Source organism: Fodinicola feengrottensis (genome assembly GCF_039530045.1).
GTDB lineage: Bacteria > Actinomycetota > Actinomycetes > Mycobacteriales > HKI-0501 > Fodinicola > Fodinicola feengrottensis.
This window is the reverse complement of sequence record NZ_BAAANY010000008.1, coordinates 379,262-401,580: the sequence shown is the minus strand read 5'-3', so window position 1 is coordinate 401,580 and position 22,319 is coordinate 379,262. Positions and strand designations below refer to the sequence as shown.

Sequence of the window (22,319 nt, the reverse complement as noted above, 5' to 3'; positions counted from 1 at the left end):
TGTCCTTGGAAGGGATCACATGAACGACACCGCCACCAGCTCACCGGAGACTCTGCGCGCCCGCATGGTCGACCACATCCAGCACGGCTTTTGGCCCGCCTGCGAGCGGGTCGCCGACGCGATGCGAACCGTTCCTCGACATCTGTTCGTCCCGGATGCGACGCTGGAGGAGGCGTACGACGACCAGAGCGTCATCACCAAACGCGACGCCACCGGTGCCGCGCTCAGCTGCGCCTCTACCCCCGCGATCGTGGCCATGATGCTCGACCAACTCGACATCCAACCTGGACAGCGAATCCTGGAGATCGGCGCCGGCACGGGCTACAACGCCGCACTCCTTGCTCACCTCACAGGACCCAACGGGTATGTCACCACCGTCGACATCGACCCCAACATCACCGGCGGCGCCCGCCGCGGCCTGGACAACAATGGCTACCAGCACGTCCACGTCGCCACCCGCGACGGCGCCCTCGGCGACACCGAACACATCCCATACGACCGGCTGATTGTCACGGTCGGAGCCTGGGACCTCCCTGCCCCTTGGTGGACCCAACTCGCACCCGGCGGCCGGCTCGTCGCGCCACTTCGATGGCGCGGACAAACCCAGAGCGTCGCGTTCACCTACGACGGTGCACAGATGATCTCGGACTCGATGGGGCTGTGCGGTTTCGTCCCGATGCTCGGCCAAGACGGCGAACACACCGGCTACGTCGACCCGGACGGCCATGTGTCCCTGTACTGGGACGAAGATCAGAACATCGATACAACCGGGCTGCTTGGGATCTGCACCCAGCCCAAAGCAGCCACGTGGTCAGGCGTCACTGTGCGCGGCGAAGAACCCTTCGACCGGATCTGGCTCCACCTCAGCGCCACCGAACCCGGCACCTGCCGCATCGCCGCTGACAAAACCGCCACCACTAGCGGACTCTGCACACCAGCCGTTGGCATCCGCAGCCCCGCCATAGCTGAAAACGCGTCGCTGGCCTACCTCACCACCCGCCGGCTCCCGGACGCCGACGACGCACGCTTCGAACTCGGAGCGACCGGCCACGGCACTGTCGGAGCAGATCTCGCTGAGCGACTCTGCGCCCAGATCCGCAACTGGGACACTGACCGCACCACCCCTCCCACCATCACCGCGTACGCCAACAACACCAAGCCCGACCACATCAATCTCTTCACCATCCGGAAAACGGACTGCAGGCTCGTTATCAAATTTTGACCGGTAGCCTAGTTTTGGCCTGAAGAAGGAAATGTACTGCGTCGCGAACCTGCCCCGTCCAACTTCTATGCTTCCGCGATCCGTCCGGCACCGCCACTGTCAGCCTGAGCACCGCCGCTGACGTACGACATCCGCTATCGAAGAATCATCAGTACGAAATTTGCATTTACTCGCCCGTCCGTGAGGCTCATAAATGGGACCAATCACATAGCAGGGAAACTCAGGCTAGACCGCTTGCGTGGAGTTCGTAGATGGCGACCAGTTCGGCGGTGGTGTAGTCGGGGAAATGCAGTCGTTTGGGAATCGGGATGCGAGTCCGGGGTTGCTGTGGAGGAAGGTCTCCATATTGGGGGCGTAGCCGGCTCCGATGACGACGAGATCGGCGCGGTGCTCTTCCATCAGTCGCAGCAGGGTGGCGATGGCTTCGGGACCGAAGTCGTGGCTGGTGCGATCGCTCAGTGCGTACGCCTCATCAATTTTGCCGACCGCCGGAGTCCGGAACTGACCCTTGACCTGCTCGGATACGTAGCTTACATGTTCTCGAAGGGGCTTCACCTGCTGGCGCGGGGAGATCGATGCGAACGATGTTTGCGAGTTGGGCAAAGGGGGTCGGTTGTGCTGGTGAGCCTCTACGGCGAGCGACTGCCGGTCGGGGGTGGCGGATCGCCCATCGCCGACGACCACACCGGCGCTCCGGCTGGTGTTCTCACCATCGGCAGCGTTGGGCTGGCCATGTCCAGCCTCAGGAGATGGCTGTGGCGGTGGCGGCGAGCCGGTCGTCACACAGGTTCGCCATTGACGCCCGCCATTCCTGGTGGCCATACGGAGTCGCGTGGCCCTAGACGCATGAGTCGTCGGCTTCGGTCTTGGTCTGATCGGCTTTACCCCGCAGGAGTTTCCGTGCCGCCAGTGCCGCCAGTGTGAGCGCGAGGTGTGCTGCCACGCCGATTCCGGCGATCACTAGGCCGGACCGGTAGCCGAGTCCGATGTGGACAGCGAGTCCGACGATGATCAGCAGGGTGACCAGAACGTGGACAAGGTGGCGGTTCATGCGTCCGCGCCCGGTTTCACGGCGCGCTTGTGGTGCAGGAACCCGCCGACCTGGCTGACCGAGACGGTCTCGAAACCGGTGGCGGCAAGCCCGGGAGCGATCTGTTCGTCCGGGTTGTCTCGCATCGCCTCGCCCGCGGCGATCACGTGCCGGTCCAGTCGCCCATGCGGCGGCCGGAGATCCGCCGGCAACACCAGTCCGCCCGATGTGAGCAGCCGCCGCATCTGGGCGAAGGCCGCGGCGCTGAATTCTCGGGGATGTGGTGAACCGCCAGGCTCGACAGCACCACGTTTAATGTGCCGTCCGCCGCGTCGAGCGGCTCGGCTTTGCCGCCATGGAAGGAACAGTTCATGCTGGTCCGGTGGCGGTGGTGAACGCGCCGGTCAGGCACGGAGTTGGTGGCGGATGAGCTGCCGGACAGGGGGGAACACGGTGGCACGCATCGAAAGGTCACGGGCGAGCAGACGGAGCCGGTTCGTGGGTGCATGCAGGCGCGCGTTGCGGCTGCCGCGTCGCTGGCTCGCTGTTGTCTCTGGTCGCAGCTTGGTCTCCCAGGTCCGCAGCGCGGTCGGGATGTCCTGCTGGTCGAGGGCGGTGGCGAGCTGGTCGGCGCCGGCCAGGGCCAGGGAGGCGCCGTAGCCGGCGAACAGGCTGACACACCAGGCGGCGTCACCGAGCAGGACGACCCGATTGTCGGTCCAGCGGTCGATGACGAGTTGGCTGACGGTGTCGAAGTATGTAGTCGCGGACGTGGGCAGCTGTGTGAGCACGTCGGGGATGACGGTACGGAAGTCCTCGTACGGAGTGGCGAGTGCGGCGAAGGCGGTCTTGCCAAGTTCGCTTTGTGTGTCGTTGGTGGTGTAGTCGAAGAACGCCGCGCGATGGTCGGGGCCGAGGTTGGCGATGGTGGCTGTCCGGCCGACCGCCGTGAAGGTGCTCACGGTGCCGTCGGGTATGCCGTCGGGTGGCTCGTGGAGCGTGGTGGCGGCGAGCATGTGGCCTAGGTCGCGTCGAAATCCTTTCTCGGGGCCGAAAACCTGGCGCCGGGTGGCGGAGTGCAGTCCGTCCGCGGCGATCAGTAGGTCGGCGGTCAGCGTGCCGCCGCTGGCGAGCGTGACCTGTACGCCGGTGTCGTCCTGGGTGATCTCGTCCACCGTCTGGCCGAACTGGAGGTCGACATTGCCGGGAATCGCGTCGTACAGCACCGATTCGATGTCGCCGCGGAACAGGATCACGGCGTCTTGGCCGAGGACGGCGCGCATCGTGTCGCCGGGTACGCAGTAGCCGAACCTGCCGGCCGCATTGGCGTAGCGGAACTCGACCGGGTTCAGGGCGCGGGCCGATAGCGCCGCAAGCAGTCCCATCCGATCCGCGCTCTGATAGCCGAGCCCGGTCAGCGCGAGAAGATAACCGCCGCCGCGCCGTTCGGGTGCCTTTTCCGCGACGACGACTTCCCAGCCGATCTCGCTGAGTCTGCGGGCGGCCGCCAGGCCGGCGATGCCGGCGCCGACGATGACGGCTTTTCGTTGCGTGGTCTTGGACATTTGGTCATTCCTTCGGTCCGTGGTTTCAGGTGTCGATGCTGGATTTCTGCAATTCGGTCACGTCGATCCGTTCGCCACGCCCCTGTTCGCCGAACAACACCGCGCCCAGGACCGCGGCACCGAGCATCAGGGCACCGGTAATCGCGAAGCTCAACCCGAAGCCGTCGGTGAGGGCGACCGCGAGCGGACGTCCGGCGGCCAGCTCATTGGTCGTGCGCTGGGTGACGAGCCTGGCCAGCACTGCCAGTCCGAGGGCTCCGCCGAGCTGGAGGCTGACGTTCTGCAGCGCGGACACGACGCCGGCATGCTCGGCTGGCGCGTTGCCCAGGGCCGCGATGGTGGTGGGCACGATGACGATCGCCAGCCCGAAGCAGACCACGACCGACGGGACGATGACGTCCAGCAGGCTCCCGTTGGCTGATATGCCAGCGAACAGCACCATCCCGGCGGCGGCGATGAGTGAGCCGGCGACGACGGCGAGGCGAATGCCGATCCAGCGCACCAGGATTGGGCCGAACGCGGCGGCGACGATCAGGATCGCGGTCATCGGCAGGTAGTTGAGGCCGGTTTGCAGCGCGGAGTAGTGCAGGACCTGTTGCTGGTAGAGAGTGGCGAAGAAGAACAGCGCGAACATCGCCGCACCTCGCAGTGCCGATACGGCCGTTGCGCCGGCGACCCCAGGCGCGCGCAGGAGCCCGACCGACACCAGCGGCTCGCTGGCGACTCTTGTCTCGTGGACGACAAAATACCCGAGCAGCAGCAGCGAAGCCGCCAGCAGCGCGAGAGTACGAGCCGATCCCCAGCCACCGCCATCGGTCTGCAACACCGCGTAGGACAGCAGCCCGACACCGGCGGTGGATGTCACCGCGCCGACGACGTCGAACCGGCGGTGCCGGCGGACCGGCCGGTCGCCCGGCACGTACGCGATGGTGGCCAGTGCCACGGCGACGCCGATCGGTACGTTCACGAAGAAGATCCACCGCCAGCCGGGCCCGTCCACCAGCAGGCCGCCCAGCAGCAGACCCAACGCGCTGCTGATGCCGTACGAAGAGGCCCAGGCCGCGAATGCGCGGTTGCGTGGCCGGCCGGCGGGAAAGATCACCCCGATCAGCGCCAGCGTCATCGGCGCTATCAGCGCGGCCGCCAACCCCTGGACGGCACGCGCGCCGATCAGCTCCCCCGGGTTTTGAACGACGCCGCTGACCAGCGAGGCGAGAGCGAAAAGCGCGACGCCGGCCAGGAGTACCCGGCGGCGGCCGTAGAGATCGCCGACCCGGCCCCCCAACAGCAGGAACCCGCCGAACATGACCATGTACGCGTTGACCACCCAGGGCAGCGCGCTCGCCGAGAATCCAAGATCAGCGCGGACCGCGGGAAGTGCCACGTTGACGATGGTGATGTCGATCCCGTCAAGTACCTGCGCCAGACACAGGATGACCAGGGCCATCGTGTGCCGCGCTGTCCAGCGGAACTCGCCGACGCCGTTCGCGTCCACTGTCACGGCCCAGTCTCCTCACACGGTGATGAACAGTTGTTCATAGTTAATCTATGAACAACTGTTCATTCTGGCAAGGCCCACATCCGGGAACGGCTAGGGTGGGGAGTTATGTCGCCACGTGGAGTCGCGATCCCGGAGGTACGCGAACGGCTGTTCCTGGCGGCCGAGCGCGTCCTGGACCGGGACGGGCCGACGGCCCTGACCGGGCGGGCTGTGACCAGGCAGGCCGGGTACGCGGCGGGTCTGCTCTACAACCACTTCGAGACCTTCGACGACTTCCTCGCCGAGTTCGTTCTGGACCGGGCTCATCACCGCGGCGCGGACCTGGACGGACTCGCGGCTCGCACCGGCACGCGTACGGTCCGCCAGAACGTACGCGAGGCAGCCCTGTCACTGCTGGGTTCGAACATGCTCGCGCTCGGCGGCCTCGTACTGTCACGTCCGGCTCTGCTGGCGCGGCTCGGCACGATGATGGCGGGCGGCGCATTCGATCTGCGCGGCGGCGAGCGCGCCGTCGCCAACTATCTGGAGGCCGAAAAGCAGCGCGGTCGGGTGTCTGGCGACATCGACAGCGAGGCGATAGCGCTCGCCATCCTCGGCGCCGTGCATCAGGTGATCCTCACCTACGGGCCTGGCGCGACCGACCTGCGCGACCGCGCGGCACGTGTGGTGGACGCCGTTGTCGCCACCCTCGGCCCCGACACCGGCAATGGTTAGTCGTCGTCCGGTTAGTCGTCGTCCGGTTAGTCGTCGTCCGGTTAGTCGTCGTCCGGTTAGTCGTCGTCCGGTTAGTCGTCGTCCGGTTAGTCGTCGTCCGGTTAGTCGTCGTCCGGTGAGGCCGCGTCGCCACTTTCTGCGGGGCGATAGCCGGGGGCGATCACATTCATCCCGTCGTCCTGCCCAGCGCCGCCTGATGTTTAGGTCTCGACTCTCACCCTCCAGAATTGCCCGACACGGCCTACCTAGTCGTGGTCTGGTTCGCCGGTGAGTTGGTGGTCGGCGGCGTTGACGATCTCGGTGACCAGTCGTCGTACGTGTCCACCGCGCACGCTGTAGAGGGCGTGGCGGCCGTCCCGGCGTACCCGCACCAGGCCGGCGAGTCGTAGCTTCGCGAGGTGCTGGGAGACGGCCGGGCGGGCGGCGCCGGTCGCCGCGACCAGGGTGCTCACGTCCATCTCGGCGTCCCGCAGCAGCCAGATCAGCCGTAACCGGGTCGGATCACCGAGCATCCGCAACGCGGTCGCTGCCGCGTCAACGTGCGCGTCCGAGGGCAGGTCTTGCGGATGACTGCCGCCGGATTCCTGGGGTGCGTACATAAGCACAGATGATGGCTGCGGCCCTCCGGCCTTGTCCAACGCGGCGCCACCAGCTTGTTGTTGCCGCAAGCTGGTACCAACACCGTTGTCGCGTGCGTACATGAGCACGTATAGTGGCCGGGTTGCCACGTTCGCATGGATGGGAGCTCAGAATGTCGACGGCTGATCAGCATGAGCCGCTAGCCACGGACGAAGGCCACGGGCATGAGCACGGCCATGGGCACGCCCATGGCCACCAGGGTTCCGGTCGCTGGTGGCGGCGGATTGCTCACCTGCTGACCCCGCACTCACATGACTCGGCCGACAAGGTCGACACCGCGATGGAGTCCAGCCGGGAAGGCATGCGGGCCTTGTGGATCTCGCTGACCGTTCTGGCCGCGACGGCGGCTCTGCAGGCAGTAGTGGTCGTGTTCTCCGGCTCGGTGGCGCTGCTGGGTGACACGCTGCACAACGTCGCGGACGCGCTGACCGCGGTGCCGCTGGGTCTTGCCTTCCTGGTCGGCCGGCGGGCCGCGACCCGCCGCTACACGTACGGGTTTGGGCGGGCTGAGGATCTGGCCGGGATCGTCATCGTGGTGTTCATCGCCGCGTCCTCGGCGCTGGCCGGGTACGAGGCGGTCCAGCGGCTGATCAATCCAGCTCCGGTCAGCCACCTGTGGGCGGTCGCCGCTGCCGGCCTGGTCGGGTTCGTCGGCAACGAGCTGGTCGCGCGTTACCGGATCCAGGTCGGACGCAAGATCGGGTCGGCCGCGTTGGTGGCCGACGGGCTGCACGCGCGTACCGACGGATTCACCTCGCTCGCCGTTCTGGTGGGTGCCGGTGGCGTCGCGATCGGCTGGCAGTGGGCCGACCCGGTGGTCGGCCTGTTCATCACGGTGGCGATCCTGTTCGTCCTGAAGGACGCGGCCAGGGAGATCTACCGGCGACTGATGGACGCCGTCGACCCCGAGCTGGTCGAGCGGGCCGAGCAGACCCTGCGCGCGGTCCCGCACATCATGGATGTCGGTGTCCTGCGGCTGCGGTGGATCGGACACCGCCTGCACGCCGAGACGAACCTGACCGTGGAACCCGACATGTCGCTGACGGGCGCGCACAGCATCGCGGTGGACGCCGAACACCAGCTGCTGCACGCGATCCCTCGACTGGGAGGGGTGACGGTGCACATCGATCCCGCGCCGGTGCACGGCGACCAACATGACGCGCTCAGCCACCACCGCCAGCCGTCCGCCGGGTGAGCCCGCCAGGCCCCGGGTGAACCATGGACAACCGGGAACTAACGGCCGGCGCGTGGCGACCACCTCCATAGACGATTTTTGGGTCGCATCTTTCAAAGGAGCAAGATGTCCAGCATCCATGGCAGGTCGGTGCTCGTACGTGCCGGCGCAGTGGTGGCCGCTGCTGCCGCGCTCGTACTCTCCACCGGTGGCGCGGCGTCCGCGCACATCACCACGGACCCGACCGTGGTGACGCGGGCGGAGTACAACCAGATCTCGTTCCGGGCGCCGAACGAGTCGGCGACGGCCAGCACGGTCAAGTTCGAGCTGACCTTCCCGACCGCCACACCGATCACCTCGGTGCGTACGGCCCCGTTGCCAGGCTGGAAGGCAGTGGTGACAAAGGGAAAGCTGCCCAAGCCCGTGACAATCGAGAATGCGACCATCACGCAGGCAGTGCTGTCGGTGGTGTGGACCGCCGAGCCCGGGGTTGGGATAGCACCTGGCCAGTTCGGGCTGTTCCAGATCCTGACCGGGGCGTTGCCCGTGTCGGTGGACACGCTGGTGATCCCGGCCACCGAGACCTACAGCGACGGCAAGGTCGTCACATGGGACCAGCCGCCGACCGCCAACGGCGAGGAGCCCGAGCAGCCGGCGCCGGTGGTGAAGCTGACCGGTTCGGCTGACGAAGGTTACGGCGGCGGCGGGCACGCGGCGGACCCGTCTGCCTCAACCCCAGCCGCCAGCGCGGCTGGTTCGGCTGGCGGCGCGGCGCTCTGGGTCGCCGTCGCCGCGCTCGTGGTCGCCGTCGCCGGCGCGGTCCTGGCCGGTCTGACGTTCCGCCGCGGTCGGGAGCACCCCACCACCGATCAGTCCAGCTGAGGCGCCGGAGGTCGGCGATCAGCAGCCGCCCACCTGGACGGACGGAGTACGCGTCGCATCTCACCCAGCGCGGCGGGCCTACCGGCTGACAGTCGACGAACCCGCCGGTATCCCTGAACAGCCTGGGCCGCTCCTGGTTTGGCCGCAGTGAACAATGGCGCTCTGATCGGCTATTGTGCGGCCATGTCCGACGGCGGGTGTAGTCCCGGGCCGGGTAGTGCCCGGCGAGCGAGATGGTGGCTGGTTGACAGGATGCACCCGATGCGGGCGGCCTGGAGCCTCTGATGGTGCAAGCGATCGGACTGGTCGCCTTCGGGCTGTTGACGATCGTCGTGCTGACGGCGGCGACCGGGTACTTCGTGGCACAGGAGTTCGCGTACGTCGCGGTTGACCGCGGCCGACTCCGGGTACGAGCCGAGGGCGGCGACCGGGCAGCGGCACGGGCGTTGCGGATCACTGGGCGACTTTCGTTCGTGTTGTCCGGCGCGCAGCTGGGAATCACGGTCACCGCGTTGCTGGCCGGTTACGTCGCCGAGCCCTATCTCGGTGAGGGGCTCGCCGCCCTGTTCGGGCTGGCCGGGATCCCGGAAGCCGTGGGCCTGTCCGTGTCCGTGGGCATCGCGTTGCTGGTCGCCACCGTCATCCAGATGGTGGTGGGCGAGCTCGTACCGAAAAATCTCGCGATCGCTCAGCCCGACAGGTTGGCCGTCGCCCTGGGACGAACGACGGTGGTCTATCTGGCGATCGCCGGTCCGGTTATCCGGCTGTTCGACGCGACCTCCAACCGGCTGCTGCGAATGGTCGGGATCGAGCCGGTCGAGGAACTCGCCGACGCTGCCACCACCGCGGATCTCGATCACATCATCGCGGCGTCCCGGGACGAGGGGCTGCTCGACGCAGACCTGTCCGCGCTGCTGGAACGCGCCCTGGACTTCGGTTCGCGATCGACGGTGGAGGTGATGGTGCCTCGGGTCGACGTCGTCACAGCACGCGCCGATGCTCCAGCGACCAGCGTCATCGACCTCCTTGACACCGGCCACAGCCGTTTTCCCGTCATCGGCACCGACATCGACGACCTTGTCGGCGTGGTCGCCGTCGCGGACGTGATCGCCATCGACCCCGCGCATCGGTCGGCCACCACCATCGCCTCCCTGGCCACCGATGCCCTCGTCGTACCGGAAACGCTGTCGCTGCCCGATCTGCTGGAGCTGCTTCGATCAGCGCGCCGGCAGCTGGCCGTCGTGATCGACGAATACGGCGGATTCGCCGGCGTGGTCAGCCTGGAGGACATCGCGGAGGAGCTCGTCGGCGATATTCGCGACGAAACCGACCGGCCCGAACCCGCCGCGCAGCGGGAATCCGACGGGTCGTGGCTGGTTCCCGGCCGGTGGCGGCTGGACGAAGTCGCCACCGCAACCGGAATCTCACTTCCCGATCACAGCGTCTTCGACACCGTCTCCGGCCTGGTCCTGCATCGGCTCGGCCGGACAGCGGCGGTCGCCGACGACATCGCCGTCGCACTCGCGCCGACCCTCGACCCTGACGGATATCCCGTCGACCAGGGGATGGCCCAGCTCACGGTGACTGCCGTACGCCGGCACGTACCGGCGACCGTGCGCCTACGCCGCCTTCCACCCGAGGGTGTGACGCCGGCGGGCCGCGGCGCGGACCGGTCCGGCCAGGTCGGTGAGTCGGCATGAGTACGACCTGGGCGCTGTTGATCTCCCTGTTGCTGCTTGCATTCAACGCGTTTTTCGTCGCGGCGGAGTTCGCGCTCGTCGCGGCGAAACGACACCGGCTGGAGGCGGTCGCGGCCACCGGAAGCCGCGCGGCGCGCGCCGCGCTTGCCGCCAGCAGGCAACTGTCGCTGATGCTCGCCGGCGCGCAGCTCGGTATCACCCTGTGCACCCTCGGCCTGGGTGCGCTCGCCAAGCCAACCGTGGCATACCTGCTCGAACCCGCCTTGGCAGCCATCGGCCTTCCGGAGTCCGCCGGGTATGTCATCGCGTTCATGCTCGCGATCGCGCTGGTCGGCTTTCTGCACGTCGTCATCGGTGAGATGGCACCGAAATCCTGGGCGATCAGCGACCCGGAACGCTCAGCTCTGCTGCTCGGGCAGCCGTTCGGCTGGTTCACCCGCCTCGCCCGGCCCGTCCTCGCCGTGCTGAACGGACTCGCCAACGCCGCGCTGCGAGCCATCAAAGTCACCCCGCAGGACGAACTCGCACAAGCCCACGGCCCCGCGGAACTGCGGCTGCTGCTCGAGTCCTCCCGCGACAGCGGCACGCTGCCCGTACGCGATCACCGGTTGCTCACCTCGATTCTGGGTCTGCAACACACCACCGTCGACCAGGTCATGACACCGATCGCCGAAGTCGTCACCATCCCGGCAACCGCGGGCGCCCGTGAGATCGAACTGACCGGGCACCGGCACGGCCGGTCTCGCCTGCTCGTCACCGCCCAAGACAGCCAGATCACCGGCATCGTCCATGTCCGCGACGCCGCGCGCGCCACCACCAACGGCAACAACGCCATCGCATCCGACCTGATGACCACGCCGCTGTCGATGCCAGCAGACACCAGCGCTGCGGCCGCGCTACGCACCATGCGGGAAAAACGGAGCCAACTCTCCCTCGCCACCGACAACGGGACCGTCACCGGAATCGTTGCGATCGAAGATCTCCTCGAACAGATCATCGGCGACTTCGACGACGAAACCGACACCTCACCAGGACCCCGCGCGCCTGTCTCGCCAATTTCCTCTTAACCACATTGACTGGCCTGCTCACGCGGCCGGTGTCCGCGAACGGTCGAAACCGCGCGGGGAGGGTGCTGCGCCACGCATTCGGCCGAGACCGGTTGAGGAATTGCAAAACAACAAATGCCACAACCATCCACGCGTATCGCGACGTGGCGATCGTCAGTTCGGATCGGACGGTTTGCACAACTGTCACTACCGGTCGTTAGTGACGGCACGTCCGCCGCCGGACGGGTCAAGGTCCGTTGGCAGGTTGGTCGGCTCGTTTCAAGGCGGCTCGCAGAAGTCGGAGGCCGTTGAGGCCGACGAGGATGGTGGACCCTTCGTGCCCGGCGACACCAAGCGGCAGCGGCCGGGTGCCGATGAGCCCGCGAGGCGCCAATGGGTTGGCCGGCATCGACACCTTCACATGCCCGAGCAATGAGCGCCGACGGTCCGCCCGCGACGGCAGCCTGGCTTGGTCGAGCTGTTTGCCGAGTGTTTGCTGATCCCACGGGATGCCTGATGCAGGTAGAAGCCTTTCAGACACGCCGCCGCCGTTGACAGCGCGTCTTGCCCGTACGGTCGTTTGCCCGTCCGCCACGGCTCGCCCAGCAGCGTGGCCACCTCGGCGCCGACCAGACCCATATACCGCTCCAGACCCCGCAGCGTCACCACCTCAATGCCGAGACACTCTCGCTCCAGCCACCTCAGATGATCCACCAGCAGATACGCATACGTTCGCTGCGTCCCGACCCCTCATGGCGCCGTAGAAACCCGTCCGCCCCGGCGTGCAGCACCCCTTCCGGCCACACGATCGTCCACGACCGCCGCCCGCCAATCCTGGCCAACTTCTGGACTCGAAGCTGACCGACTACAACCTGCCGCACCATCCGACCTCCGTACCGACGCTCGCGAACATCGCGGACGTTCCGGGCCAAGTCGGTAAATGATCACGTAACGTCCCATAACGCAAGCCGTACGGACATCACGAACACACTCAGTAGCGGTCGGTAAAGTCGATGAACAAGACGCCGCCGATGGCGCGTTCGTCGATGGCGCGTTCGACGATGACGGTGACTTGGGGAGCGGTCTGCCCGACACACTCACCGACGAGGTCGGTACGACTGACCTCGACTAGGGCGTGTCTGCTTATTTCGGCGCGGCCGGGTAGGTGATCATGAATGGATGCTGCGGACGGGCGCTATTTCAGATGAGTTGTGGGCAGTTATTGAGCCGGTCATGCCGATGCGTGGTGGCCGGCGGGGACGGCCGTGGAATGATCATCGGCTGACGTTGGAAGGGATCGTGTGGCGGTTCCGGACCGGTACGCCTTGGCGTGATGTGCCGGATCACTTCGGGTCGTGGCAGTCCCTCTGGGAGCGGCATAATCGCTGGTCAGTGGACGGAACCTACGTGCGGATGTTCACGACTGTGCAAGCGGGGACACCGGATGGTGGCGCTGAGTTGATGCGATTGCTGTCCGTTGATTCAACCAACGTCCGTGTGCATCAACACGCCGCCGGCGCCCCTAAGCCGGACACAGGGGGCTCCCTCGAATGACAAGAATCGGCCCGATGAACCTGCCGACCACGCGATCGGACGATCCCGCGGCGGGCTGACGACCAAGATCCACGCCCTGGCCGACACCCTCTGCTGCTTGGTCACCGTCCTGCTCTCGGCCGGCCAAGCCGGCGACAACCCGTATCTGATACCGCTGCTCACCGCTCACAAAGAGGGCGACGACAGGAAATTCCGGCTGCTGGCGGACAAGGCATACTCACACCCCTCGACCCGCCAGCGGCTGCGTGATCTCAAGATCCCCCACACGATTCCTGAGCGCAGCGACCAAATCCAGCATCGCAAAGCCAAAGGCTCAACCGGCGGCCGACCACCAGCCTTCGACCCCGAGGTCTACAAAGAACGCAACACCGTAGAACGCGCCTTCGGCGGCATCAAACAATGGCGCGCCATCGCCACCCGCTACGAGAAATACGCCACCAACTTCCTCGGCGGAGTCCTCCTCGCAGCCCTCATCACCTACCACCAGGCACATCAATTAACAGACACGCCCACTAGGTGCCCGCAGGTCTGCAAACCCAGGTCAGCGTAGATGCGGGCGACCAGACGCGCGACGACGGTCTTACCTGTTCCCGGATTACCGGTGAAGACCATATGCCTCATGGGTGCGGCGTCCGGCATACCCGCTCGCCACCACAGCTTTTCGCTTTCGCTCAGCGATAAGAAATTCGACCTCGTGCTCGATGTCGGTCAAACCGATTAGCGTCGCCAGTTCTACGAGCGGTTCAGCGGCAGGGTAGCGTGCGGACCTGCGGCTGCCACCGGCCCTGTGCGATCGGTATTCCGATTCTTGAACCGCAGCGGGAACGTGCCGGCGATCGTACGCTCGGGGTGTGCGGGTGCGAGTTCATCACGCCAGCCCACTTCGATGCGCTGGGTTTCCAAGTCCGCGACGCGAACCATAAGCTGGTCGATGGCGTCTTGCTGAATTTCCACCACTCTGACGAGCATCTGGTACCCGTTCCTGAGTTCGGTCTGCATGTCCGGGTTGTCAGCAGAATGAGCGCCTTGACGTGCGTTCTTGATGAGATTGACGGCCATGCTCCGCTACTTTCCTACTCGATACAGCGTTTCTGACATCCTCCCGAGTGAGCACAAATTCACCAGGAGGAATCAATGTAGCGATTGGTGGCGACAACTTTCTTTGCGGAAGCAACAATAGGCGATGAGGTGGCCGCGCTTATGACGCGCGAATTCCTTGCGGCCGAGAGCGGGTACGCCCTACGCGGTTGCGCCTGAGGCTAAGCATCGAATTCAGGGTAGATCATTGCGGATTCACCTCATCCGATCTGGCGTGCCGCTCTCGCCGCGGTGACTAGGTTGGATGGTGAGACAGCTGTCGCAGACCAGCGGACCGAGGTAACGCAACTCAGTAGCGCCGCCGTGGCCGTGGATCGTGAGGATGTCCTGCACTCGCTCCCACTCGGTGATCTGCGCGATGCCGTACCGATCGCCGCTCCACTGCGTTGCGGCGTGCCCGTCCGGCCATTCCACACCCCACGCCACGCATCCGGTCCCGGATACGCCGCTAGGGTCCTTGGTCCGCCAGAGGAAGAACACCCGCGGCGGCTGCGGGCCGCCGCGAGGCTGGATGCGGACGGGTGCGCTCGTCGGGTCCGTTGTGACTGTGGCACTCATCAGGACTCGCTTTCCTGGGGCATCGCCAGATGTGCTCCGCTGGTGACGACCACGGCATCGCCCACCCGGGACGGCTCGAATCGAGTGATGGTGTGCACCCAAGCCGCGCGAGATTTCTGATAGATGATTGGGGTTCCGCACGACTGGCAGTCGCTCTGTGCGCCATCCTGCGGGTTGTCGTGGGCTGCCGCAGGCCGCTGCGCGACAGCGGTCACGGGGAGATTCGTTCGTACGTCGGGTTGCGCGCGGGACCCCAGGATTCGCGGCCGTGGACTTGGTCGGAGTCGCCGATGTTTGGTCCTGGGAGCAAACCCCTGCGCGGTCGGGTCGACGACGAGCCTTGCCGGGGCGGCTCGGTCCACGTTGGACGGTTGTGTGGAGTCAACCTGCCCGAGGCTGCTCTGGACAGCCTCAAAGATCGGTGTGCTGACTCGGTCTGCGCCCGAGGTTCGGGTGAGATAGACCTCGTTGAAGATTCCCAGCTCCATAGCCGGCGCCTCCGTTTGCTGTGGTGTCCGTACGACTGGTCGCCTTTTCATTTGGTCGTCCTTGCCACCAGGGATGCCTGCGGCACCAACAAACCCAGGCCGTAGCCGGGGCACGTACCGCGCTCCCGCTACGTGGTCGCAGTCCTCGCAGCACGGCATCATGACTGCTCACGCTGCTTGGTCATCGCAATAGCGGCCGGATCGAAAAGCTCATCAGCCGCGCGCCACTCCGAAACGATCGGGCGCGTGTCAGGGCGCCGCGTCAATTGCCTCGGCATCACCGGGATGAGGCCGACGGCAATCTCCAGGCGGGCCTGCACGGCCTCCGGGTCCGTCGGGTAGTCGGTGGTGGCGACGTCGCACAAGACCCGCCAGTCGATCCGCCAGATCTGCGACGCGAAAGCTTGCAGGGCTGCCACCCATGCGTGGAAGAGCCGGTCGGAGACGTCACTGGTCAGGTACGAGGGTGCAGCTGCAGCGAACACGTTTCGCAGGCCCTGTAGCGATGTGGGGCCGTCTTGCTGGTGTTCGTGGGTGAGGACGTGGGTCACGTCGCCTCCAGAGAGTGAGACCCAACCCGCGCGGCGATGGGGATCGGTCTTGCGCGGGCTGGGCGATGGAGGGCCGGCCGGTCCCGGGTGATCGCCTGCACCAGGACCGGCCGACCGGCTCTTACAGGAGCGGCGTGTCGACGACCAGGCGCACATCAGCTACGTGCTCGGTGTCCTGGCGGGCGTCCGTGTATGCCAATCCCAGATCGAGGTCCCAGTCGATCGGGAACGGCCTGTGCACAGCACCCCAGGCATGCAGCTCGTGGAACCACCAGCCGCGGATCTGCGGCAGCGTCCCGGGCGTGAGGGTGAATCGCTCGTCCGCCAGCCGCTGGTCAATCTGCTGGGCCAGCCTCTCGGGCTGGAGCCGTGCTGGCAGGTTGTGCTCGTACCTCGGGCGCGTCATGACTGGCCTTCGGTGAACAGGTCCCCGCTCAGGACGGTCCGGTATGCGCTCAGCTGCCCGCCGATGAAGTCGACAGCCCGTATCTCGTGACGCGCTCGAGCCAGCTGCAGGCGGACGTTGGCGTCGTCGACCAGTTGGGCCAGCTCTCGATGGATCTCCCGGACTCCAGGGCCCATCACCACTGTTGCTTGGATCTTGTGCGGTTCGTGCTCGCGTTGGTACGGCACCTGTTGCCTCCCGTGGTTGCGCCGTTGCGGGATGCGCATGAGAGTGCACCGAGAGGGCTACTCTTGCAATACTCATATCGAGTTTTTCATCATTAGTGCAGCTAGATGGGTACTCGAAAAGGAACTTCATTGCTTCGGGTGACGGCGTGCGATATTCATACGGCGTGAAACTCACCCGAGATGAAAAAGGGAGGTGAGCAATGACGGAACCGGAACCGGCAGGATCCGCCATCGCCAGGCGCCAGCTCGGTCGTACGTTGACCCGGCTGCGCGAGGCCAAGGGACTCCGCCAGGAAGACCTGGCAGGCAAACTGGAGTGGAGCCAGGCCAAGTTGTGGCGGCTGGAGAGCGGCAAGAACGGCGTCACCGTACGGACGATGGACATCGAGGCGCTGGCCCGATTCACCGACGCTGACGAGGACACCACCGAGCACCTAGTGACCCTGCTGGCCCAGACCAAGGTCAAGGGCTGGTGGTACGACTCAACGGCCATCCCGGGCTGGTTCCAGCTGTACCTAGAGCTGGAGGCGCTCGCCTTTTCGCTGCGGGAGTATCACACCGAGTTGATCACCGGAGTCCTACAGACTCGCGACTACGCCAGTGCCGTCGTCCGAGCTGACGCGGAGGGCCTGTTGATCACCGAGACCGAGGTACGGGAGCTGGTGGACGTACGCGCCCGCCGAGCTGGACTGCTCACCCGGCAGAGGCCCACCGCGCCGAGATTCGACATCGTGCTGAACGAAGCCGCCGTCCGCCGACCCGTCGGTGGCGAGGAAGTCATGGCCGCGCAGCTGCGGCACCTCGTGAAGCTGATCGATGACCTGCCGAACCTGACGGTACGCATCATTCCGTTCAGTGCGGGCATCCACCGAGGCGCCTTGGCGTCCGGGTCTTTTGTGGTGCTGGACTTTCCGCCGGACTCCGAGCCGACCACGGTCTATTCCGAGGGCCTGACCGGTGCGGCCTACCTCAACAAGCCTGCCGAAGTCGAACGCCATGTCTGGGCATTCGAAGGCATCACCAACAAGGCTCTAGACCGCAAGTCTTCACGAGAACTGCTCACCCAGATCGCAAAGGAGTTCGAGACATGAGCAACGAACAGGCGTGCGTCAACTGGCGTACGTCGTCCCGGTCCAACGGACAAGGACAATGCGTCGAAGTGGGATCAAATGACCAGATTCTCATCCGTGACACCAAACTTGGCGAAGCGTCCCCAGTTTTATTCGTGCTCCCAATAAACTGGCAATTATTCGTCGACCACGTGCGCACGGGTGGTGTCCTCTCAGGTTTCCCGACGGTCGAATTCGCGGGAGGCGAGATCCGCATGCGTACGGACTCATCAGGCCCGGTGCTGTCCTACTCGCCGGCTGAGTGGGATGCATTCGTGGCCGGAGTCGAACTGGGCGAGTTCGACCTAGACCAGGAGGGCAAGCTGCCAGCCTTGGCACTCTGACAGACGCCAAAGCCGCCCCGCCGTACCGGCCGGCAGCGGGGCGACTCCGCAGCGCGAGGCGTGGCGCTCAGCCCTGGCAGTACCCGGATCGCATGCGCTGGCGGGTGTCTACGGACCTCAGACCGGTCCCCACATTGTCACCAGTCGAGCGCCACATCCTCATACATCTCGGCGCCACCCCGGCCAGGAAATCAGCCAGCAAGCAGTGGCGGACGAGATGTTCTGGTCGAAGGGCCGGCTTTCCCGCCAGCTGACCCGCATGGAAGCCCATGGTTGGTCGCCCGTACGGCGAACAGCGCAAGGGGCTGGCGACCGGACAGGACGTCGGTGAGTGCGGCGCCCAGCCGTTTCTTATCCCGTCATGCCGGCGAAGGGGCAGCACGTAGAGGGTGCTGCTTTCAGCGCAAGTCACTGTAATCGTCATCCTCGTCGGGAATATAGCCGTCACGAGGTGAGAAGTTGCTAAACTGATCCGCTGTATCTGTTTGCGGCGCCCCGCTCTCGCGAGACGCTGGCCTGAGCGCCTCGACCGCTGGATCATCGCTCTGTTCGGCATTCAATGACCGACCAGGCGAGTCGTCCTCTGAGGTGCCCGGAAAGTACTCCGGAATGCCTTTCCCGACGAGCTGGCGCTCGAAAATCGCATGGATTGGGAGGACTGCGTCCTTGTGCGGGCGGGTATTCACCTCGCGACCCATCTTCGCCTCCACTTCGAGAATAGTTTTCATCTTGCTCTTTTCTAGTTCAGCGGTCCAGTCATCAGGCGACTGTTGAGGGGAGTTGGGCATAGAAAGGACCACCGGATAGAATCCGTTCTCGACAAGCATCTTGTTGAGTACGAGGTGATTCGTACGAGAAGTTCCATCATTGAAGGCGTGGAGGACTTCAAGTTTTGATATGTGATGCCAATAAGCCTAAGCCGAGAGTTTTGAGACTCTCGGGCTTCAGCCGGTCTCCGTTCTTTGATTAACCTGAGATTGGCGTAATAGTCGTCAAAGATTCGTTGTATTGACTCTCGGATCGCCTCTTCGTCAATGACGGGAACCGTTGCAACATAGCGACTCTTGAGCGGGTCCTTCTCTAAGCCCAGGCCGTGTTCGCGCAAGGCGCCGACCATGCTGACTACCAGAAAGGACCGTATTTTTCCCGAGCGGAGATCAAAATGATCGCAACACTGGACAGCGACCAGATCGGACCGAGTCTTTGCACAGCGACTGGATCCCCCAGTGACCTGAGGTTGAGTTGAACACGATGCCAATTGCCGTTCGACGGCGGAATGTTAAGACCGCAGAGAAGCCGCTGGAGCTGACCAAGAATCGAGGGTTTGGCGGTGGAGTCTGGGATAACGGGTTGGAAGGAGATATGCCTGGGCATTCCCGGCGTCGATGGCGCATCCGGAGTCGTGGTCACGGGTGGGTTGGTCACCGGCGGTTTGGTCGCGGACAGACTGCTCGTCGGCGGTTTCGGACTGGGTGGCTCGGTTTGCGTGCCTCGTGACGGGGTTCCGTCGCTGGCCGGGAAGCTGGGGATGGTTTTCGGATTGGCCCGGCGGCGCCGCGCCAACCACCCGGGTGGCGGCGAAAAACTCCGCCCACCAGACGGGCGCGATCGGGACAACGTCGCCCGATTGCGGCGTGTGGATCATCTTACCGTTCCCGAGGTAAATCCCGACGTGGTGAATGGTGTCCCAGTTATTGCGGTCTGTCGCGAAAAAGAGCAGGTCACCGGGCAGTAGTGCGTTGACCTGCCCCGACCGGGTGATGCGCCGTTGCGGCCGGACCGTACGTGGCAGCGAGATACCCGTGTACCGGTATGACTCCTGCACCAGGCTCGGACAGTCATACAAGTCGGTGCCCGACGCGCCGAACACATACGGCTTGCCGCGCTGGGCGAGCGCGAACGCCACTGCCCGCACGGCGGCCGGAACGGGCGCGCCACTCGGGCCGAGCGCCGGACAAATACTGGTCACCCAACTGGAGATTGAAGGTATCCATCGCCACTGCGGCGGCGAGCTGGGATGCGTACGTCCTTTCCAGCACCGCCAAGGCGGCGCTGCGGCTGGTGAACGCGTTTGCAGCGCGGGGTGCTGGATCTGAGCCACGGCGGCGGGCCGCCCACAGCTCGGGCCGCATGCGCTGGCCAGCGGGGAGACATTGGTGGCCACGCTGGGCTGCGTTGGCGTGGACGACTCATGCCGATTGCCGCGCCGTCAACGCATACGTGATTGGCGCGGTGCGCCGGCATCGAATCCCGCATCTCACGATGACATGAGACCGATGGACCTGACCGGTCAGGCGGGAGTGGTGAGGCGGCTGAACTGATCGGCGGTGAGGGTCATCCGTACGGCAGCGGCTGCCTCGTCGAGCTGCGCGGCGGTGCTGACGCCGACGATGGGACGTACGGCCGCGTCGGCGAGCAACCATGCAAGGACGGTCTGATGACGGGTGGCGTCGAGCTCGCTCGCCAGCTCGTCCAGCGCAGCCAACCTGGCGGTGGTGCCTGGATGCTCGTACGCCTCAGGAAGGCGCTCCGGTCGGGTGTACCCGCCCACAAGCAGAGGGCTGTACGCCCACAGCTCGAGGCCCTCGGTGTGGACGTGGTCCAGCGACTCGTACGTCGCCCAGCCGTGCTCGTGGACGTTGCCCGGCACTAGCGCCTCCGGTCGCGGCCGGAGGTACGAGTAGCTCAGCTGCACCGCGCCGTATGCCGCCCAGTTGTTCGCCGCAGCCACCTGGCGGGCCGCCTCGACTCTCCAAGCCGGCTGGTTCGACGCGCCCAGCCGACCGACGACACCGGCGCTGACCAGCTCGTTCAGCGCTCTGGAGACCTCGGTCAAGGACACCGACCGGTCGTCCATGTGCGTCCAGTACATCTCGACACGGTCGACGCCCAGCCGGCCGAGGCTGCCCTCGACGGCGGCCTTGATCGCGGTCGCGGACAACCCTTCCCGGTTGGCCGGCCACTGCCCGGTCTCGCCCGGCTCCGCGCCGACCTTCGTGCTCAGCTGGATCCTGTCCCGCATGCCCGGCCGCTGCTTCAGCCACCGCCCGATCAGTGCCTCGCTCGTACCACCGTGGCCACTGGGATCGCTCCAGAACGCGTAGCAGTTGGCGGTATCGATTCTGGTGCCACCGGCGTCCACAAATCGGTCCAATAGCTCAAAGGAAGTCCGCTCGTCCAGCCGGGTGCCAAAATGCATCGTGCCGAGTACAAACATTTTTTGCTCCTCAACGAAAGTCGTCACGGACGCAGAAGCCTGCTACCTGGACCGCAGTCCAGGTCAAGCCCCCAACAGGACCGATTGTTTGGGTGCACTGAAGGGTATGAATCGCTACACACCCCGGTGAGGTCGTCGAACAGACTGCACCGAACCAACCTTGACAACACACGCAAGCCCTTAACTAACCGGCATTGCCGCTAACTGTGGCTGCCTTGCTGGGTTTGCGCGGCGCGGATCAGTTTCTCCACGTTCTGCGGCAGGGTGGTCTGAAAGTCCTGCAGGCGCGCCCATTCCGGGCGGATGGTGATCCGCACCATCTGCGGATAGAGCGACCGTACGCCCGCCTCCCATTCCGCATGCCCCGCCGGCGGCGCGATCTTGTGCGAGGCGTCGACATACTCCTGCGGAATCCCGTCCACCAGCTCGGTGCTGGCCGTGCCACGAATGAGCAACACCCGCGGCGGGAAACCCTCGGTGTCGATGGTCAGCGCCACCTTCGGAAACTTTCGCAGCGCCGGGTATTTCAGTGAGTTTGTCGTGGTGCACATGACGATGTCCGCCGCGTTCCAGTGAAACGCCATCGGAACGACCCGCGGAAAGCCGTCTTCACCGTTGAAAGCGAACCGTGCCGGAATGGCCGAGTTGATCAGTTACTGCGAGATGGGCTTGGTCAACTCGTCCATGACCTTTTGGTGATCCATGGGAGTATTCCCTTCGAGAGATGGAATGTTAGTGGCGCGGGACGGGTCAGACAGTAGACCAGAACTGGCAGTGGTGGGTGGCCTCCAGATCGACGCCGCGCACCGCGCCTGGCGCCAGAGACTGCGCGTTGCGGCCGTTGAATGGCGCCCAGTGTGGTTGCCCGGCGCGATTCGGATCACCGTTCGCGGCGAAGGTCGCCCAGTAGCTGATCAGCTGGTCGGACAGTAGCCGCTGGTCGGGCCGAAACGTGTACGGGAATCCCTGGTCGAAGAAATAGGTCACCTCCGATGAGTGGTAGGCGCGCGACGGGAAGCCAGGCGGGAAGGCGAAAAAGCCGGTCGGGGCGTCACGGTCGGCGAACTCGTACGCGTAAACCGTGGTGTGCAGTGCGAGCAGCCGGTCGTCAGTCAGGTGCCCGCAGGTCCAGACCCGGTCGGTGTGCGCGGAGGTCAGCGCGACCGCTCGGGTCGCCCACGGATCGGTGTCTTCGGCCGGATACGTAGGTTGTACCAGTGCGTAGTAAGTCAAGGAAATGTCCGGTCTCCTTCTCTTGCAGCACGCCGCTGTAGCTCAGCCCATCCAGCCGCAG

25 protein-coding genes and 2 pseudogenes are annotated in these 22,319 nt (G+C 65.4%); 9 read left to right on the top strand and 18 right to left on the bottom strand.

The annotated features are described in order from the left end of the window. Positions 1 to 19 precede the first annotated feature (19 nt). Positions 20 to 1,222 (top strand): methyltransferase, FxLD system, encoded by a 1,203-nt coding sequence (fxlM, locus tag ABD301_RS11590; protein ID WP_344309697.1) that lies wholly within the window; start codon positions 20 to 22, stop codon positions 1,220 to 1,222. Positions 1,223 to 1,447: 225 nt separating this feature from the next. On the opposite strand, the gene ABD301_RS11585 is transcribed toward fxlM, so the two are convergent. The 5 genes from ABD301_RS11585 to ABD301_RS11565 all read right to left on the bottom strand — a co-directional run bounded on the left by ABD301_RS11585 (position 1,448) and on the right by ABD301_RS11565 (position 5,318). Further along, entirely contained in the window at positions 1,448 to 1,906 is a 459-nt protein-coding gene (locus ABD301_RS11585; protein WP_344309694.1) for a hypothetical protein, read from the bottom strand. Positions 1,907 to 2,060: 154 nt separating this feature from the next. Continuing rightward, positions 2,061 to 2,273, bottom strand: a complete 213-nt coding sequence (locus ABD301_RS11580) for a hypothetical protein (protein ID WP_163568845.1) — start codon at positions 2,271 to 2,273, stop codon at positions 2,061 to 2,063. Further along, positions 2,270 to 2,497 carry a hypothetical protein gene (locus ABD301_RS11575; protein WP_344309690.1) on the bottom strand — a complete coding sequence of 76 codons (228 nt, stop codon included), beginning with the start codon at positions 2,495 to 2,497 and terminating at the stop codon, positions 2,270 to 2,272. The genes ABD301_RS11580 and ABD301_RS11575 overlap by 4 nt, the downstream gene beginning before the upstream one ends. Positions 2,498 to 2,656: 159 nt before the next feature. Continuing rightward, positions 2,657 to 3,817 (bottom strand): FAD-dependent monooxygenase, encoded by a 1,161-nt coding sequence (locus ABD301_RS11570; protein ID WP_344309688.1) that lies wholly within the window; start codon positions 3,815 to 3,817, stop codon positions 2,657 to 2,659. Between the two features lie 25 nt (positions 3,818 to 3,842). After that, positions 3,843 to 5,318, bottom strand: a complete 1,476-nt coding sequence (locus ABD301_RS11565; RefSeq protein WP_344309686.1) for an MFS transporter — start codon at positions 5,316 to 5,318, stop codon at positions 3,843 to 3,845. 105 nt (positions 5,319 to 5,423) lie between these two features. On the opposite strand from ABD301_RS11565, the gene ABD301_RS11560 reads away from it, so the two are divergent. Then, on the top strand, positions 5,424 to 6,032 hold the full coding sequence (locus ABD301_RS11560; RefSeq protein ID WP_163568843.1) for a TetR/AcrR family transcriptional regulator: 609 nt from the start codon (positions 5,424 to 5,426) through the stop codon (positions 6,030 to 6,032). Positions 6,033 to 6,277: 245 nt separating this feature from the next. Here ABD301_RS11560 and ABD301_RS11555 read toward each other — a convergent pair whose 3' ends face one another. Beyond that, entirely contained in the window at positions 6,278 to 6,631 is a 354-nt protein-coding gene (locus tag ABD301_RS11555) for a metalloregulator ArsR/SmtB family transcription factor (RefSeq protein WP_163568878.1), read from the bottom strand. A gap of 152 nt (positions 6,632 to 6,783) precedes the next feature. On the opposite strand from ABD301_RS11555, the gene ABD301_RS11550 reads away from it, so the two are divergent. The 4 genes from ABD301_RS11550 to ABD301_RS11535 all read left to right on the top strand — a co-directional run bounded on the left by ABD301_RS11550 (position 6,784) and on the right by ABD301_RS11535 (position 11,494). Then, positions 6,784 to 7,866 carry a cation diffusion facilitator family transporter gene (locus tag ABD301_RS11550; protein WP_163568842.1) on the top strand — a complete coding sequence of 361 codons (1,083 nt, stop codon included), beginning with the start codon at positions 6,784 to 6,786 and terminating at the stop codon, positions 7,864 to 7,866. A gap of 105 nt (positions 7,867 to 7,971) precedes the next feature. Beyond that, positions 7,972 to 8,727, top strand: coding sequence for a YcnI family copper-binding membrane protein (locus tag ABD301_RS11545; protein WP_344309682.1), 756 nt, complete (start codon positions 7,972 to 7,974; stop codon positions 8,725 to 8,727). A gap of 284 nt (positions 8,728 to 9,011) precedes the next feature. Then, entirely contained in the window at positions 9,012 to 10,427 is a 1,416-nt protein-coding gene (locus tag ABD301_RS11540) for a hemolysin family protein (protein ID WP_344309679.1), read from the top strand. Further along, positions 10,424 to 11,494 (top strand): hemolysin family protein, encoded by a 1,071-nt coding sequence (locus ABD301_RS11535; protein WP_344309677.1) that lies wholly within the window; start codon positions 10,424 to 10,426, stop codon positions 11,492 to 11,494. The genes ABD301_RS11540 and ABD301_RS11535 overlap by 4 nt, the downstream gene beginning before the upstream one ends. Before the next feature lie 226 nt (positions 11,495 to 11,720). On the opposite strand, the pseudogene ABD301_RS11530 reads toward ABD301_RS11535, so the two are convergent. After that, positions 11,721 to 11,846, bottom strand: a pseudogene (locus ABD301_RS11530) (hypothetical protein); the annotation flags it as partial. Between the two features lie 44 nt (positions 11,847 to 11,890). Beyond that, on the bottom strand, positions 11,891 to 12,187 hold the full coding sequence (locus ABD301_RS11525) for a hypothetical protein (protein ID WP_279580580.1): 297 nt from the start codon (positions 12,185 to 12,187) through the stop codon (positions 11,891 to 11,893). A 465-nt stretch (positions 12,188 to 12,652) separates the two neighbouring features. On the opposite strand from ABD301_RS11525, the pseudogene ABD301_RS11520 reads away from it, so the two are divergent. Further along, positions 12,653 to 13,577: pseudogene (locus ABD301_RS11520) on the top strand (IS5 family transposase). Positions 13,578 to 13,759: 182 nt separating this feature from the next. On the opposite strand, the gene ABD301_RS11510 reads toward ABD301_RS11520, so the two are convergent. From ABD301_RS11510 to ABD301_RS11490, 5 genes are all read right to left on the bottom strand, one after another. Continuing rightward, complete coding sequence (locus ABD301_RS11510) at positions 13,760 to 14,086, bottom strand: hypothetical protein (protein ID WP_163568839.1); 327 nt, start codon at positions 14,084 to 14,086, stop codon at positions 13,760 to 13,762. Positions 14,087 to 14,320: 234 nt separating this feature from the next. Continuing rightward, a complete protein-coding gene (locus ABD301_RS11505; protein WP_344309673.1) occupies positions 14,321 to 14,683 on the bottom strand; it encodes a hypothetical protein in 363 nt (120 codons plus the stop codon). Positions 14,684 to 15,329: 646 nt separating this feature from the next. Further along, the gene (locus ABD301_RS11500) at positions 15,330 to 15,722 is read right to left on the bottom strand and encodes a hypothetical protein (protein WP_163568837.1); all 393 of its coding nucleotides are present in this window, start codon (positions 15,720 to 15,722) and stop codon (positions 15,330 to 15,332) included. Between the two features lie 121 nt (positions 15,723 to 15,843). Beyond that, on the bottom strand, positions 15,844 to 16,128 hold the full coding sequence (locus ABD301_RS11495; RefSeq protein WP_163568836.1) for a hypothetical protein: 285 nt from the start codon (positions 16,126 to 16,128) through the stop codon (positions 15,844 to 15,846). After that, complete coding sequence (locus ABD301_RS11490; protein WP_344309671.1) at positions 16,125 to 16,394, bottom strand: hypothetical protein; 270 nt, start codon at positions 16,392 to 16,394, stop codon at positions 16,125 to 16,127. Before ABD301_RS11490 ends, ABD301_RS11495 begins: the two co-directional genes overlap by 4 nt. A 161-nt stretch (positions 16,395 to 16,555) precedes the next feature. Here ABD301_RS11490 and ABD301_RS11485 point away from each other — a divergent pair, with 161 nt between their 5' ends. Beyond that, entirely contained in the window at positions 16,556 to 17,446 is an 891-nt protein-coding gene (locus tag ABD301_RS11485; protein ID WP_163568834.1) for a helix-turn-helix domain-containing protein, read from the top strand. Next, positions 17,443 to 17,808: a DUF397 domain-containing protein gene (locus tag ABD301_RS11480; protein WP_344309667.1), complete on the top strand. Its 366-nt coding sequence runs from the start codon at positions 17,443 to 17,445 to the stop codon at positions 17,806 to 17,808. The genes ABD301_RS11485 and ABD301_RS11480 overlap by 4 nt, the downstream gene beginning before the upstream one ends. Before the next feature lie 398 nt (positions 17,809 to 18,206). On the opposite strand, the gene ABD301_RS11475 is transcribed toward ABD301_RS11480, so the two are convergent. The 5 genes from ABD301_RS11475 to ABD301_RS11455 all read right to left on the bottom strand — a co-directional run bounded on the left by ABD301_RS11475 (position 18,207) and on the right by ABD301_RS11455 (position 22,258). Further along, positions 18,207 to 18,635, bottom strand: a complete 429-nt coding sequence (locus tag ABD301_RS11475) for a hypothetical protein (protein ID WP_344309665.1) — start codon at positions 18,633 to 18,635, stop codon at positions 18,207 to 18,209. 452 nt (positions 18,636 to 19,087) lie between these two features. After that, positions 19,088 to 19,777 (bottom strand): C40 family peptidase, encoded by a 690-nt coding sequence (locus ABD301_RS11470; protein WP_344309662.1) that lies wholly within the window; start codon positions 19,775 to 19,777, stop codon positions 19,088 to 19,090. A gap of 321 nt (positions 19,778 to 20,098) precedes the next feature. After that, the gene (locus ABD301_RS11465; RefSeq protein WP_344309660.1) at positions 20,099 to 21,025 is read right to left on the bottom strand and encodes an aldo/keto reductase; all 927 of its coding nucleotides are present in this window, start codon (positions 21,023 to 21,025) and stop codon (positions 20,099 to 20,101) included. Positions 21,026 to 21,225: 200 nt separating this feature from the next. Beyond that, positions 21,226 to 21,609: a pyridoxamine 5'-phosphate oxidase family protein gene (locus ABD301_RS11460; protein WP_452124480.1), complete on the bottom strand. Its 384-nt coding sequence runs from the start codon at positions 21,607 to 21,609 to the stop codon at positions 21,226 to 21,228. A gap of 166 nt (positions 21,610 to 21,775) precedes the next feature. Then, positions 21,776 to 22,258, bottom strand: coding sequence for a carboxylesterase family protein (locus ABD301_RS11455; protein WP_344309658.1), 483 nt, complete (start codon positions 22,256 to 22,258; stop codon positions 21,776 to 21,778). Between the last annotated feature and the right edge of the window lie 61 nt (positions 22,259 to 22,319).

Coding starts and splice junctions, on each gene's coding strand:
- fxlM (WP_344309697.1), top strand. CDS start 20: ATGAACGACACCGCCACCAGCTCACCGGAGACTCTGCGCGCCCGCATG.
- ABD301_RS11580 (WP_163568845.1), bottom strand. CDS start 2,273: ATGAACCGCCACCTTGTCCACGTTCTGGTCACCCTGCTGATCATCGTC.
- ABD301_RS11575 (WP_344309690.1), bottom strand. CDS start 2,497: ATGCGGCGGCTGCTCACATCGGGCGGACTGGTGTTGCCGGCGGATCTC.
- ABD301_RS11570 (WP_344309688.1), bottom strand. CDS start 3,817: ATGTCCAAGACCACGCAACGAAAAGCCGTCATCGTCGGCGCCGGCATC.
- ABD301_RS11560 (WP_163568843.1), top strand. CDS start 5,424: ATGTCGCCACGTGGAGTCGCGATCCCGGAGGTACGCGAACGGCTGTTC.
- ABD301_RS11555 (WP_163568878.1), bottom strand. CDS start 6,631: ATGTACGCACCCCAGGAATCCGGCGGCAGTCATCCGCAAGACCTGCCC.
- ABD301_RS11550 (WP_163568842.1), top strand. CDS start 6,784: ATGTCGACGGCTGATCAGCATGAGCCGCTAGCCACGGACGAAGGCCAC.
- ABD301_RS11545 (WP_344309682.1), top strand. CDS start 7,972: ATGTCCAGCATCCATGGCAGGTCGGTGCTCGTACGTGCCGGCGCAGTG.
- ABD301_RS11540 (WP_344309679.1), top strand. CDS start 9,012: ATGGTGCAAGCGATCGGACTGGTCGCCTTCGGGCTGTTGACGATCGTC.
- ABD301_RS11535 (WP_344309677.1), top strand. CDS start 10,424: ATGAGTACGACCTGGGCGCTGTTGATCTCCCTGTTGCTGCTTGCATTC.
- ABD301_RS11510 (WP_163568839.1), bottom strand. CDS start 14,086: ATGGCCGTCAATCTCATCAAGAACGCACGTCAAGGCGCTCATTCTGCT.
- ABD301_RS11505 (WP_344309673.1), bottom strand. CDS start 14,683: ATGAGTGCCACAGTCACAACGGACCCGACGAGCGCACCCGTCCGCATC.
- ABD301_RS11495 (WP_163568836.1), bottom strand. CDS start 16,128: ATGACGCGCCCGAGGTACGAGCACAACCTGCCAGCACGGCTCCAGCCC.
- ABD301_RS11490 (WP_344309671.1), bottom strand. CDS start 16,394: ATGCGCATCCCGCAACGGCGCAACCACGGGAGGCAACAGGTGCCGTAC.
- ABD301_RS11485 (WP_163568834.1), top strand. CDS start 16,556: ATGACGGAACCGGAACCGGCAGGATCCGCCATCGCCAGGCGCCAGCTC.
- ABD301_RS11480 (WP_344309667.1), top strand. CDS start 17,443: ATGAGCAACGAACAGGCGTGCGTCAACTGGCGTACGTCGTCCCGGTCC.
- ABD301_RS11475 (WP_344309665.1), bottom strand. CDS start 18,635: ATGCTTGTCGAGAACGGATTCTATCCGGTGGTCCTTTCTATGCCCAAC.
- ABD301_RS11465 (WP_344309660.1), bottom strand. CDS start 21,025: ATGTTTGTACTCGGCACGATGCATTTTGGCACCCGGCTGGACGAGCGG.
- ABD301_RS11460 (WP_452124480.1), bottom strand. CDS start 21,609: ATGGCGTTTCACTGGAACGCGGCGGACATCGTCATGTGCACCACGACA.